The organism is Nonomuraea sp. NPDC005650 (assembly GCF_040605375.1).
Classification (GTDB): domain Bacteria; phylum Actinomycetota; class Actinomycetes; order Streptosporangiales; family Streptosporangiaceae; genus Nonomuraea.
Genome location: NZ_JBEXCR010000019.1, coordinates 164862 through 176937 on the forward strand (window position 1 = coordinate 164862; position 12076 = coordinate 176937).

The following is a 12076-nucleotide window of genomic DNA, read 5'->3' on the forward strand; positions in this document are numbered from 1 at the left end:
GGCGCGATGGCGGAAAGTGCCGAGACCGACTGGGTCTCCAGGTTCGCGGACGAGGTCATCACCGAGGCCGAGCGGCGCGCGCCCGGCAAACCGATCGTCTGCGCGTCGGGCCTGAGCCCGTCGGGCCCGATCCACCTGGGCAACCTGCGCGAGGTCATGACTCCCCATCTGGTCGCCGACGAGATCCGGCGGCGCGGCGTCGAGTGCGTGCACCTGCTGTCCTGGGACGACTACGACCGTTTCCGCCGGGTGCCCGCGGGCGTCGACCCGTCGTGGGCCGAGCACATCGGTAAGCCGCTCACCTCGGTGCCCGCCCCTCCCGGGAGCTCGCACGCCAACTGGGCCGAGCACTTCAAGGCGCCCATGATCCGGGCCCTGGAGGAGCTGGGCGTCGAATACCGCGGCATCAGCCAGACCGAGCAGTACACGCGCGGGGCCTACCGGGAGCAGATCCTGCTGGCCGTGCGCGAGCGCGCGAGGATCGACGCCGTGCTCTCGCGCTACCGGTCGAAGCAGGTGGAGGAGTACTTCCCGTACAAGCCGTACTGCGACCTGTGCGAGCGCGACCTGACGACGGTCACCGCGTACGACGACGCGACCACCGAGCTGGCCTACACCTGCGAGTGCGGCTTCGGCGAGACCGTGCGCCTGGCCGAGCACGACCACGGCAAGCTCGTCTGGAAGGTCGACTGGCCGATGCGCTGGGCCTACGAGGGCGTGGTCTTCGAGCCGTCGGGGGTCGACCACCACTCGCCCGGCTCGGCGTGGATCGTCGGCGGCCAGATCGTGGGCGAGGTGTTCGGCGGCCGGCAGCCGATCGGCCCCATGTACGCGTTCGTCGGCATCACCGGCATGGCCAAGATGAGCAGCTCCAAGGGCGACGTGCCGACCCCCGCCGACGCTCTGGAGATCATGGAGGCGCCGGTGCTGCGCTGGCTGTACGCCCGCCGCAAGCCCGCCCAGTCCTTCAAGATCGCCTTCGACCAGGAGATCCAGCGGCTCTACGACGAGTGGGACGCCCTGGGCCGCAAGATCGCGGAGGCCCAGGGCCAGCCCGCCGAGCTGGCCGCGTACAAGAGGGCCGTGGGCACCGCGGCGGGGCCGCTGCCCGCCACCCCGCACCCGATCCCCTACCGGACGCTGGCCTCCATCGCCGACGTCACGACCGGCGACACCGAGCAGACGCTGCGGATCCTGCACGACCTCGACGCGATCGAGAGCCTCGACGAGGCCCGCCCCCGCCTGGACCGGGCGCAGCGCTGGATCGACGACCACGTGCCCGCCGACGAGCGCACCCGCGTGCGCGAGGAGCCGGACGAGGAGCTGCTCGACTCGCTCGGCCACACCGAGCGCGAGTCGCTGCGGCTGCTGTCCGACGGCCTGGACGACTGGTCGCTGGAGAGCCTCACCACGCTCGTGTACGGCGTGCCGAAGCTCCAGGCGGGGCTGCCGGCCGACGCCAAGGCGACGCCCGAGCTGAAGGCGGCGCAGCGGGCCTTCTTCGCCCTGCTCTACCGGCTGCTGGTCGGCCGCGACACCGGCCCCAGGCTGCCCACGCTGCTGCTGGCCGTGGGCGCCGACCGGGTGCGGAAACTGGTCGGCGCGTGAACGGCGCCGTCCTGATCACCGGCATCTCGGCCGCCGGCAAGTCGACCGTGGCGCAGGCGCTGGCCGAGCGGCTGCCGCGCGCCGCCCACGTGCGCGGGGACACCTTCCGGCGCATGGTCGTGAGCGGCCGCGCCGAGATGACCCCCGACCTCGACGACGAGGCGGTCCGCCAGCTCCACCTGCGTCACCGGATAGCGGCGAACACCGCGGACCTGTATTTCGATGCCGGATTCACACCAATAGTCCAGGACGTTATTCTTGGCCCGGACTTGGAACGGTTTACGAAATTGATTCATACTCGTCCTCTTCATGTAATCGTCCTGGCTCCGGATCCGGATGAAGTCGATCGCCGCGAACGCGCCCGCGCCAAGATCGGATACGGCGCCGACTGGACGATTGCCCAGCTAGACGAGTCGCTGAGGGCCGAGACCCCGCGCATTGGCCTATGGCTGGACACCACGCGCCAGACCCCCGAGGAGACCGTCGACGCGATCATCGCGAGGGCCGCGGAGGCGCAGGTCGGATAAAGAGCAGACCAATGCAAGGCAGCTTCAAGTGACTTGCATGCGTGTGGAGTCACCTTGATTCCATGAACAAGCAGCCTTTCGCCACCAGCGTCAGCGTCATCGTCCCCGCGATGAACGAGGCCGAGAACCTTCCCCACGTCTTCGCGACGCTGCCCGACTGGATCGACGAGGTGATCCTGGTCGACGGCAACTCGACCGACGACACCATCGCCGTCGCGCGCAGGCTGCGCCCCGACCTCCGGGTCGTCGTGCAGAGCCGGCGCGGCAAGGGCAACGCGCTCATCGAGGGCTTCCAGGCCGCCCGCGGCGACATCATCGTCATGATCGACGCCGACGGCTCGACCGACGGCCGGGAGATCCAGTCCTTCGTCTCCACTCTTCTCAACGGCGCCGACTTCGCCAAGGGCTCCAGGTACGCCCCTGGTGGCGGCTCGGACGACCTCAGCCCGATCCGCTCGCTCGGCAACAAGGTCCTCACCGGGATCACGAACCTCCTCTACGGCACCCACTACACGGACCTCTGCTACGGCTACAACGCCTTCTGGGCCCGCCACCTCGACTCCCTCGACCTCGACTGCGACGGCTTCGAGATCGAGACCCTGATGAACGTCCGCGCCGCCCAGGCCGGCCTCATCATCCACGAGGTCCCCAGCCACGAGCGCTCCCGCATCCACGGCGTGAGCAACCTGAACGCGGTGCGCGACGGCTGGCGCGTGCTCAAGACGATCATGCGGGAGCGTACGCGGGGGTCCGCCGTGACGGCCCAGGCTCAGGTCGCCCTCGCGAAGTGACATCCTTGGACAATGCGCTACATAGTGATCGGGGCCGGAGCTGTCGGCGGAACCATCGGTGCCCGCCTCCACCAAGGCGGGCACGACGTTCTCCTCGTCGCGAGAGGCGCCCACCACGAGGCGCTCAAGCGTGACGGCCTGCGCCTGATCACCCCCGGATCCACCGAGACCCTCGACATCCCCGCCGCCGACGGCCCTGTGCCCGCGCGCGAAGACGACGTGCTGATCCTGGCCACCAAGTCCCAGGACACCCTCGCCGCGCTCGCCGGCTGGCCCTCCGATCTGCCCGTGGTCTGCGCCCAGAACGGCGTGGCCAACGAGCGCATGGTCCTGCGGCGGTTCGACCGTGTTTATGGCATGTGCGTGTGGCTGCCCTCCCAGCACATGGAGCCCGGCGTCGTCGCCGCGTACGGTCACCCCTACTCGGGCCTGCTCCACGTCGGACGTTATCCCCAGGGTGTGGACGACCTCGCCGAGCGGATCGCCGGCGACCTCGGCAAGCACGGGCTGGTGGGTTTGACCCAGCCCGACGTCATGCGCTGGAAGTACGGCAAGCTGCTCAGCAACCTGGGCAACGCCGTGGAGGCCCTCCTGGGCCATGTTCCCGGCCGGGACGACGTGGTCGAATCAGCCAGGGCCGAGGCCAGAGCCGTGCTCGACCGGGCCGGGATCGCGTACTCCACGCCCGCGGAAGAGGCGAGCCTGCGCGGCCACCAAGTGGACATCCAGCCCATCGAGGGCATCGTCCGTGGCGGCGGGTCGTCGTGGCAGAGCCTGGCCAGGAGCACCGGCTCGATCGAGGCCGACTACCTCAACGGCGAGATCGTGCTGCTCGGCCGCCTGCACGGCGTGCCCACCCCGGTCAACGAGGTGCTGCGGCGCGAGGCCAACAGGTTCGCGCAGGAGAGGCAGGCGCCCGGCTCGATGCCGCTGGAGACCCTGCTGACCCTCATCGACGGGCGTTCCGCAGCCTGATCCCGCTGAACTCCAGCGTGCTGGCGATCACCTCGTCCCAGAACGGCCACAGGCTCGGCAGCACCCTGAGCTGGATCCCCGCCTCCGCGTGCAACTCGAACAGGTCGCCCACCCGCTCCGGCGGGCCGAGCGGCGTCACGGCGACCGTGGAGACCACGGCGGACGGCGGGTCGCCGATGGGCGCGAAGGCGTCGGCCGGCAGCCGGTAGGCGTACAGCCGGGCCTCCCTGAGCTCCTTGAGCCAGCCGTACTCGATGGCGTGCACCCGCTCGCCGCACCCCGCGCCGACGATCCGGGCCGCGTCCTCCTCGGTGGTGCGCGGCCCGACCCAGGCCAGGGCGCGCGGGCAGGCGCGCGGGAACCAGTAGTCGGGGCTGCGGTCGTGATCGACCGCCCACACGTACGGCTCGCTCATGATGGACGTCGGCGCCACGTGCGGGACGAACCGCTCGATCGTCGGGTCCTCGGAGAAGTGGAGCACCTGCCCCGGCTCAGGTCTCATGATTGCAATCATGGCGCATACCCCGCCTCCGTCAGGGCAGTGGAAACGGGCTCTTACGACAAGGGGTGAGTTGGATGGTTCTGCTTGGGGTGCTCTTGGTCCTCCTCGCCGGCGGCGCGGTGGCCCTCGTCCTGACTGAGGAGAGCGCCAGGTACATCCTGTTCGGGTACACCTTCGAGCCCAATCAGGTGGAGATGTTCCTCGTGGGGGCGGCCACCGCGGCCGTCCTGCTGGCGGGTCTCTGGCTGATCGGCTCGGGCTCGCGCAGGTCTGCCAGGCGCCGCCGACGGTTGCGCGGCGCCAGGTCCGAGGCCTCCAGCCGGGTGGCCCGGCTGGAGGACGAGAAGCGCGAGCTGGAGAAGCGTCTGGAACACAACCCCGAGCCGGGCGACCGCCTGGTCGCGCGCGGCTCGGAGGACACCAGGCCGTGACCTACTGGCGCGAGGGCAGCAACTTGCCCTCGCGCCAGAGCGCGAACCCCGTGATGAGCGCGCCGAGCCCTTCCCAGAGCCCGACGCCGAAGAACTTGGCCGGAGCGGCCCCGGTGAGCACCAGCGTGGTGAAGACCGCGAACGTGACAAGCCTGAACGGCACCGTCCACCGGAAGAACGGCGTGAAGTCGGCAGAAGCCGCGAAAACGTAATAGACGCCCATGTTCACCGCCGCCATCGATGAGGCGGCCATATAGACCAGCGTGTAATCACCGGCGGGCCGCACGTCGAGCACCTCGAAACCCAGCATGGCCAGCAGAGAGTCGGGCGAGACCAACCCGAGCAGGCCGAGCGCGAAGGCCAGGAATCCGAAGACCGCGATGGTCCAGCCGGAGAAAGAACGCGGAAGACGCACAGAAATCCTTCCAAAGGGGGGTGTACTCTGCGAGGCGATCTCATCTTGCACCCGGAGGTCGCATGCCCCCCACGCGTGGCCGCCCCATCGCCGTGAAACTCCTCGTCCTCCTACTCGTCCCGCTGCTGTCCCTCGTGGGCCTGTGGGCGTTCGCCGCGGGCCTGACCGGCGGCGACGGAGTGCGCCTGTTGGCGATCAAGGACTTGGCGACAAACCTGGCCGACCCGTCCGAGCGTGTCAACATCGAACTGCAGGACGAGCGGCTGGTCTCCGTGGAGTTCCTGGTCAGCGGGCAGGGCGCCGCCAAGGTGGCCGCTCAGCGCGCTGAGACCGACAAGACCGTGGCCACGTTCCGCGCGCTCGCCAAGACCCAGAGCGACCTGTCGCCGGAGATGACCTCGCAGCTCGCCGCGCTGAACACCAAGCTCGACCAGCTCGCGGAGGTCCGCCGCGAGGTGGACGGCATGACCGTGGCGCCGCTCGACGTGATCGACGGCTACAGCCAGATCGTGGACGCGTCCTTCCGCATGTACGACGCCATGGTGCTGGTGCCCGACATGGCCCTGTACAAGCAGGCCAGGGCGGTGACCATGCTGGGCGAGGCCAAGGACGTGCTGTCCAGGGAGCGGGCGCTGGTGGCGGTCGTGCTGGCCAGAGGCCGGGTGGAGGCCAGGGAGCACGAGGCGTTCACGGGGATGGTGGCCACCAGGCGGCTGCTGTTCTCCCAGGCGCTCTCGCATCTCGACCGCGACCTGCGCGGCCCGTACGCGCGGCTGGCCGGGTCGCCGGTCTACAAGGAGTTCCTGGACGCCGAGGACGCCATCCGGGGTCAGGCGGCCACGAACGGCCTGCCCGCCACCGCCGCCACCTGGCCCGTCGACGGCCAGAACCTGTGGGCGGCGGTCGAGCGCAACCAGGCCCTGGCCGTCAAGGCCCTCGTGAACCGGGTGACGCCGACGGCCATCGGCATGCTGATCAAGATCGGGGTCGCGGGCGGCCTCGGCCTGATCGCCGTCATCGCGTCCATCATGCTCTCGCTCCGCTTCCGCAAGCGCCTGGTGCGCGAGCTGGCCGGGCTCCGCGACGCCGCCACCGAGCTGGCCGAGGTGCGGCTGTCCGGCCTGGTCAAGCGGCTGCGGACGAACACGGCCCCGCCCACCGCGGAAGAGGTCGCCCCGATCGAGGTCAAGTCCAACACCTCCGAGGTACGCGACATCGTCCAGTCGTTCAACGACGTGCAGTCCACGGCCGTCGCGGCCGCGGTGAGCCAGGCCCGGCTCCGGCACGGCGTCAGCCAGGTCTTCGTGAACCTGGCCAGGCGCAACCAGTCGCTGCTGCACCGGCAGCTGCTCCAGCTCGACAGCATGGAGCGGGCGACGGAGGAGCCCGACGCCCTGGCGGACCTGTTCAAGCTCGACCACCTGACCACCCGCATGCGCAGGCACGCCGAGAGCCTCATCATCCTGTCGGACCAGACGCCCGGGCGCGGCTGGCGCAACCCGGTGCCGATCCTCGACGTGCTGCGCGCGTCCGTGGCGGAGGTGGAGGAGTACGAGCGGGTCGAGATCCTCCAGCCGCCGCCGGTCGCGCTGCTCGGCGCGGTGGTCACGGACGTGGCCCACCTGATGGCCGAGCTGGTCGAGAACGCCACCCTCTTCTCGCCGCCCCAGACCAGGGTGGACCTGCGGACCTCGACCACCCCGCACGGGCTGATGATCGAGGTCGAGGACCGCGGCCTCGGTCTGCCCAGGGCCGAGCTGGACGAGCTCAACGAGCGGCTGGCGAAGATGCCGGAGTTCGACCTGGCGCAGAGCGACCGGCTCGGTCTGTTCGTGGTGAGCAGGCTCGCGGCCAGGCACGGCATCAAGGTCACTCTCGCGCCCTCCCCGTACGGCGGCCTGACCGCGATGGCCTCCCTGCCCTCGTCGCTCCTGGCCGATCAGCCGGCCATGAGCGGGCGGTAGGCGCTAGGACACGACCTGGAGCAGCGCCTGGTTCTTGGCCTTGGGCGGCTCGGCCAGCCGCTGGAGCTCGTTGCCGGCGTTGTCGAACACGAGCAGCGTGTTGTGGGCGTGGCCGCCCGCGTTGCCCGACTGCGTGTGCGGCGGGGTGGCCGTCCGCACCACGAGACGGCCGTCAGGCAGGTAGGTGGCGCCGATCAGGTTGCCCTTGACCGGCAGCTGCTGCCGCTTGCCCGTCGGGATCGCGAGGACGACCGGCCGGAACGTGGCGGGCCAGGTGCCGGCGCCGGTCGCGTCCGAGTTCTCCGGGAGCGCCACGATCGCCTTGCTGCCGTCGGGCGACAGGCTCTGCACGTGGGTGACGGACGTGACGCCCTTGACTATGACGGTCTTGCCCGTCTTGGAGTCGAGCCGGTAGAGGGCGCCGCCCGTGCTGGTGTAGCCGGCGAGGAAGCGCCCGTTGCCCGACCAGGCGAGGTGGCAGACGCCCTTGGAGACGCCCAGACTCCGCGGGGCGTTGCTGCCGTCGGCCCGGACGACCCTGATCGTGCCGTCCGCGCTCGGGTAGGCCACCTTCTCGGAGTCCGTGGACCAGACCGGGGTGAGGCACGGTGTGCTGCCCTGGAGCCCGCTGACGATTGTGCTGGTCTTGCCGCGCTCCCTGATGTTGAGGTTGCCGCTCTCGGTGATCCAGGCGGCCTTCGCGCCGTCGGGCGACGCGGCGAACTGCGCGGCTCCGAGTCGGGCGAGCGGGTGCCACTCGCCGCTGCCCGAGTATCGGCTGAGCTGGTTGCCTGTCGCCGCGTAGACGGCGGCGCCCGACAGGTGGTCAGGTGTGGGCGCGGCCGACGCTGCCGACGGGATGACCAGAGCGGCGCCGAGCGCGACGCCGGTCACAATACGTATCTTCATGGCTACATATCGTGCCCGGGAAACGTCACAGACGCAGGAACGGCTCGCCGAAGTGAGCGGTCGCGAGAATCGCGTGCTCGGCCCTGAGCGTCGCCAGCACCTCTGCCCGGGTGCGCGCGGACGTCTCATGATCGTCGTCGTAGACGTACCGGATGGCCGGGTCGTCGAGCTGCACCGGGTGGAGCACGAGGTCGCCGGTCATGGCCACATCGCCGACCCTGGCGATCTGGTGGCCCGGGGTGTGACCGGGCGCCAGGTGCACGTGGACGCCCGGCGAGACCTCTGCCTGGCCCTCTACGACGTGCAGCTGCCCCTTGATCGGAGTGAGCAGCCGGTCGAGCACGGGGCCCCGCGCGGCGTCCACCTCGGCCTGCTGGAGGACGTACCGGGCGTTCTCGAACGCGGGCCTGCCGTCGGTCACCACGCCGCTGGCGTGGTCGCTGTGCAGGTGCGTGAGGACGACGGTGCCGATCTCGGCGGGCGAGACGCCCGCGGCGGCCAGCTCGCCGGTCAGGGTGCCGGGAACCGGCGCCCAGCTCGCGGCCGGTGAGTCTTCGTCACCGATGCCGGTGTCGACGAGGGTCAGCCGACCGGCCGCGTCGCGGATCAGGTAGCAGTGGAAGTGCAGGACCCAGGGCTCGTCCTGAAGCCCGGAACCGGGGAACATCTCGGCGAGCGGGCGGCGGATCGCCGCTCCCATGGGACCTACGGCGTCGCAGAGCGGTGTCACCTCGACGCCGGACAAGTTCATCGATGCATGCGGCACTCCGCCAGCTTAGGCGGCTACGGGCACCGGCTGACGCGGCACGAACTCGTTCTCGATGTCGGCCGCGTAGACGGCGCGGCAGCAGTGCGCGCACCTGTACATGATCGGGCCCTCGTCGAGCTCGTGGCGGCACCGCGGGCAGTGGTTGACGGTCTTCATTGGTGCTCCCCCAAGGAGATTCTGTTGGTTCTATGGAACCCTCATCGAGTTGCAGGGGTCCTGCATGTCACTTGACACGATGGCGCTGCTTCGACGAAGGTCCTATGCCCTCCGGAACACCGGGTGCGGTAATTTTCCTCGCAGTACGGTGCCGAGAAGAACATTGTCACGTGCCCCTGCCCGCGTCCGTGGGAGAAACTCCGAGAACGGCCCGGGAATAGCCCAAGAGGGCTAGGCGTTTACTGGACCAGATGGTGTGGTATCTTGCCACCAGGCGTCGAGCTTAGGCTCCGCCGGTCTTCATCTGAGTCTCGCCCCGGTTCTCCCCAGGGGCCCGGCTTCCTTTCTTTCGCACCGCGCCCGACCGCTTTCGGGCTGGTCCGGCGCATTCCCCCGAAGGGGTTTCACCATGTCTGTACACATTCCTGAGCAGCGCACGGACGTGTCCGTCCGCCAGGTCGAGGGCCTCCTGGACATACGCGACAAATCCGCGTTCATCCGGGCCGGGCACCTCCCCGGCCCCGGCGACGTGCGCGTCACACCCGACAAGGTACGGCAGTTCGACCTGCGGCCCGGCGACCGCGTCGTCGCGTCGTTCGCCGGCAACAAGCTCGTCGGCGTCACCTCGGTCAACGGCTCCGAGCGGTGGCGCGACCGGCCCAGCTTCGCCGAGCTGACACCCGTACACCCGACCGAGCGGCTCACCATCGAGACCGAGTCGCTCAGCACCCGCGTCATCGACCTCTTCGCGCCCATCGGCAAGGGCCAGCGCGGCCTCATCGTCGCGCCGCCCAAGGCCGGCAAGACCATGGTCATGCAGGCGCTGGCCGCCGGGATCACCCGCAACCACCCCGAGGTGCACCTCATGGTCCTCCTCGTGGGCGAGCGACCCGAAGAGGTCACCGAGATGCGCGCCACGATCTCCGGCGAGATCTTCTACTCCACCTTCGACCACCCCGACCGCGACCACACCGCCGTCGCCGAACTGGCCGTCGAACGCGCCAAGCGGCTCGTCGAGTCCGGCCAGGACGTCGTACTGCTGCTCGACTCGCTGACGCGGCTGGGGCGGGCGTACAACAACCTGGCGCCCAGCGGCGGCCGGGTCCTCACCGGCGGCATCGACGCCGGGGCCCTCTACCCGCCCAAGCGCTTCTTCGGCGCCGCCCGCAACGTCGAGGGCGGCGGCTCCCTCACCATCCTCGCCACCGCGCTGGTGGACACGGGGTCGCGGATGGACAACAACCTGTACGAGGAGTTCAAGGGGACGGGGAACATGGAGGTCCACCTCGTCCGGGAGCTCGCCGAGCGGCGACTGTTCCCGGCCGTCGACCTCGACGCCTCGGGGACGCGGCGGGAGGAGATCCTGCTGCACACGGAGGAGCGGCAGGTGGTGTGGCGGCTGCGCCGCATGCTCACCGCCCTGGAGAAGCAGCAGGGCCTCGAACTCCTCGTCGACAAGCTCCGCTCCACCCCCTCCAACGCCGCCTTCCTCCTCGAAGCCACCACCGCCTAACCGGCCCGGCTCCCCCGTCTTCCGCGCCACCGCGCCACCGCGCCACCGCGCCACCGCGCCACCGCGCCACCGCGCCACCGCGCCACCGCGCCACCGACGAGTGCACACGCCGGCACCCAAGCGCACCACCACTTCCCAGCCCGCGCACGCCCTTCGGCTCGCCACACCCCCTGCGCCCCTCAAACGCCACACGCCCCCTTTGGCGCCGCGTCGGCGAGCAGGTGTACGGCGGAGCCCGGCGCAACCCGCACGGCGCCCGATCGCCCACACCCCACAGCGCCACCACAGCGCCACCACAGCGCCGGCGCGCCGCCGTCCAAGCGCCCCGTCTCCAGGCGCACGCGCGTCCCAGGGTGGCGAAGGCGACCACTTGTGGCAGGGCGCGCGGCCGGCGCCCCGTGGTGGCAGAAAAGGCGCCGCCCCGTGGGAAGGGTCCCGGGGTGGTGGGCGAGAATGGGCGGCATGCTGGCCGATATCGTCGAATTCCTGGCGTGCCCCGTCTGCCGAGCCGTCCTCCGGCTCGACGTCGGCGTGCTGCGGTGTGCCCAAGGGCACACCTTCGACGTGGCCAAGCAGGGCTATGTCAGTCTCCTGGTCGGCAACAAACCACCGGGAACGGCCGACAGCCCCGAGATGGTGGCCGCGCGGGCGCGATTTCTCGATGCGGGCCACTACTCACCACTGCACGACGCAGTAGCAGAAACCGTACGAAAGTACGTATGCGACAAGAACGTTCCAGCAAAACGTGAGTACTCCACCGAAACGAATGACGGCGCGGAGCTGAGGGCGTACCGTGGGGCGGGAGTGGAGGCCGGTTACGGCGCTGGACCGATGGGTCCCACGTACGAGCCGGAAATCGACGGCGATCGTAGCGCGGAGGGCAGGGCCGCGCCGTTGATCGTCGACGCAGGCGCGGGCACCGGGCACTACCTGGCGGCCGCGTTGGACGCGGTGAACGATGGCATCGGGATGGCGTTCGATGTGTCGAAGCACGCTGTACGCCGGGCGGCGCGGGTGCATCCCAGGGCAGGGGCGTTCGTGGCCGACGTGTGGCGTCCGCTCCCCATCAGGGATGGGGTGGCCGATGTGGTGATGGACGTGTTCGCGCCCAGGAACGGGCCCGAGTTCAGGAGGATCCTGCGCCCCGATGGGGTCGCGGTGGTCGTGACCCCGGCGGGGCGGCACCTGAGCCCGCTGGTCGAGGAGCTCGGGCTGCTCTCCGTGGACGAGGAGAAAGAGCGCAGGCTGGCGCGGAGCCTGGAGGGCTTCGCCGAGGTGGAGCGGCGCTCGGTCGAGTTCGAGATGGAGCTGGGGCATGACGACATCGCCCAGGTGGTCGGTATGGGGCCGAGTGCCTGGCATACCGAAGCGGCGGATCTTGACAAGCGAATCGCGGGATTTTTCTCCCGAAATGTCATGAAAAGACAACAAAAAGTAGTAACGCACGCCGCGTTTCACGTGTCTATCTTCGAGCCCGTACCCCGATCAAGACCCGTTCCTTGACGGGCATGTGGGA

Annotated in this window: 13 protein-coding genes; 8 read left to right on the forward strand and 5 right to left on the reverse strand. The window is 69.9% G+C overall.

Annotated features, from left to right (window positions below; genetic code table 11):
* The first annotated feature begins 6 nt into the window (after window positions 1-6).
* The 4 genes from lysS to ABZS69_RS31510 all read left to right on the forward strand — a co-directional run bounded on the left by lysS (window position 7) and on the right by ABZS69_RS31510 (window position 3901).
* Complete coding sequence (lysS, locus tag ABZS69_RS31495; RefSeq protein ID WP_355378921.1) at window positions 7-1608, forward strand: lysine--tRNA ligase; 1602 nt, start codon at window positions 7-9, stop codon at window positions 1606-1608.
* A complete protein-coding gene (locus ABZS69_RS31500) occupies window positions 1605-2135 on the forward strand; it encodes an AAA family ATPase (protein WP_355378923.1) in 531 nt (176 codons plus the stop codon). Before lysS ends, ABZS69_RS31500 begins: the two co-directional genes overlap by 4 nt.
* A 62-nt stretch (window positions 2136-2197) precedes the next feature.
* Entirely contained in the window at window positions 2198-2926 is a 729-nt protein-coding gene (locus ABZS69_RS31505; RefSeq protein ID WP_355378925.1) for a glycosyltransferase family 2 protein, read from the forward strand.
* Window positions 2927-2938: 12 nt separating this feature from the next.
* A complete protein-coding gene (locus ABZS69_RS31510; protein ID WP_355378926.1) occupies window positions 2939-3901 on the forward strand; it encodes a 2-dehydropantoate 2-reductase N-terminal domain-containing protein in 963 nt (320 codons plus the stop codon).
* On the opposite strand, the gene ABZS69_RS31515 is transcribed toward ABZS69_RS31510, so the two are convergent.
* Window positions 3876-4403, reverse strand: coding sequence for a DUF6886 family protein (locus ABZS69_RS31515; protein ID WP_355378928.1), 528 nt, complete (start codon window positions 4401-4403; stop codon window positions 3876-3878). The genes ABZS69_RS31510 and ABZS69_RS31515 overlap by 26 nt on opposite strands.
* Before the next feature lie 74 nt (window positions 4404-4477).
* On the opposite strand from ABZS69_RS31515, the gene ABZS69_RS31520 reads away from it, so the two are divergent.
* Window positions 4478-4834: a hypothetical protein gene (locus ABZS69_RS31520; protein ID WP_355378930.1), complete on the forward strand. Its 357-nt coding sequence runs from the start codon at window positions 4478-4480 to the stop codon at window positions 4832-4834.
* A gap of 1 nt (window position 4835) precedes the next feature.
* On the opposite strand, the gene ABZS69_RS31525 is transcribed toward ABZS69_RS31520, so the two are convergent.
* Window positions 4836-5249, reverse strand: coding sequence for a hypothetical protein (locus tag ABZS69_RS31525; RefSeq protein WP_355378932.1), 414 nt, complete (start codon window positions 5247-5249; stop codon window positions 4836-4838).
* 62 nt (window positions 5250-5311) lie between these two features.
* On the opposite strand from ABZS69_RS31525, the gene ABZS69_RS31530 reads away from it, so the two are divergent.
* Window positions 5312-7213: a nitrate- and nitrite sensing domain-containing protein gene (locus tag ABZS69_RS31530; protein WP_355378934.1), complete on the forward strand. Its 1902-nt coding sequence runs from the start codon at window positions 5312-5314 to the stop codon at window positions 7211-7213.
* Window positions 7214-7216: 3 nt separating this feature from the next.
* On the opposite strand, the gene ABZS69_RS31535 is transcribed toward ABZS69_RS31530, so the two are convergent.
* The 3 genes from ABZS69_RS31535 to ABZS69_RS31545 are packed head-to-tail and all read right to left on the reverse strand — an operon-like array spanning window position 7217 to window position 9047.
* Window positions 7217-8122, reverse strand: coding sequence for a WD40 repeat domain-containing protein (locus tag ABZS69_RS31535; protein ID WP_355378936.1), 906 nt, complete (start codon window positions 8120-8122; stop codon window positions 7217-7219).
* A gap of 25 nt (window positions 8123-8147) precedes the next feature.
* Complete coding sequence (locus tag ABZS69_RS31540) at window positions 8148-8873, reverse strand: MBL fold metallo-hydrolase (RefSeq protein ID WP_355378938.1); 726 nt, start codon at window positions 8871-8873, stop codon at window positions 8148-8150.
* Window positions 8874-8897: 24 nt separating this feature from the next.
* Entirely contained in the window at window positions 8898-9047 is a 150-nt protein-coding gene (locus ABZS69_RS31545) for a hypothetical protein (RefSeq protein WP_355378940.1), read from the reverse strand.
* A gap of 409 nt (window positions 9048-9456) precedes the next feature.
* On the opposite strand from ABZS69_RS31545, the gene rho reads away from it, so the two are divergent.
* Both rho and ABZS69_RS31555 read left to right on the forward strand, forming a co-directional pair.
* Entirely contained in the window at window positions 9457-10560 is a 1104-nt protein-coding gene (rho, locus tag ABZS69_RS31550) for a transcription termination factor Rho (protein ID WP_355378941.1), read from the forward strand.
* 453 nt (window positions 10561-11013) lie between these two features.
* Entirely contained in the window at window positions 11014-12063 is a 1050-nt protein-coding gene (locus ABZS69_RS31555; RefSeq protein ID WP_355378943.1) for a putative RNA methyltransferase, read from the forward strand.
* Window positions 12064-12076 lie beyond the last annotated feature (13 nt).

Coding starts and splice junctions, on each gene's coding strand:
- ABZS69_RS31530 (WP_355378934.1), top strand. CDS start 5,312: ATGCCCCCCACGCGTGGCCGCCCCATCGCCGTGAAACTCCTCGTCCTC.
- ABZS69_RS31505 (WP_355378925.1), top strand. CDS start 2,198: ATGAACAAGCAGCCTTTCGCCACCAGCGTCAGCGTCATCGTCCCCGCG.
- ABZS69_RS31535 (WP_355378936.1), bottom strand. CDS start 8,122: ATGAAGATACGTATTGTGACCGGCGTCGCGCTCGGCGCCGCTCTGGTC.
- ABZS69_RS31510 (WP_355378926.1), top strand. CDS start 2,939: ATGCGCTACATAGTGATCGGGGCCGGAGCTGTCGGCGGAACCATCGGT.
- lysS (WP_355378921.1), top strand. CDS start 7: ATGGCGGAAAGTGCCGAGACCGACTGGGTCTCCAGGTTCGCGGACGAG.
- ABZS69_RS31540 (WP_355378938.1), bottom strand. CDS start 8,873: ATGAACTTGTCCGGCGTCGAGGTGACACCGCTCTGCGACGCCGTAGGT.
- ABZS69_RS31515 (WP_355378928.1), bottom strand. CDS start 4,403: ATGAGACCTGAGCCGGGGCAGGTGCTCCACTTCTCCGAGGACCCGACG.
- ABZS69_RS31545 (WP_355378940.1), bottom strand. CDS start 9,047: ATGAAGACCGTCAACCACTGCCCGCGGTGCCGCCACGAGCTCGACGAG.
- ABZS69_RS31520 (WP_355378930.1), top strand. CDS start 4,478: ATGGTTCTGCTTGGGGTGCTCTTGGTCCTCCTCGCCGGCGGCGCGGTG.
- ABZS69_RS31555 (WP_355378943.1), top strand. CDS start 11,014: ATGGGCGGCATGCTGGCCGATATCGTCGAATTCCTGGCGTGCCCCGTC.
- rho (WP_355378941.1), top strand. CDS start 9,457: ATGTCTGTACACATTCCTGAGCAGCGCACGGACGTGTCCGTCCGCCAG.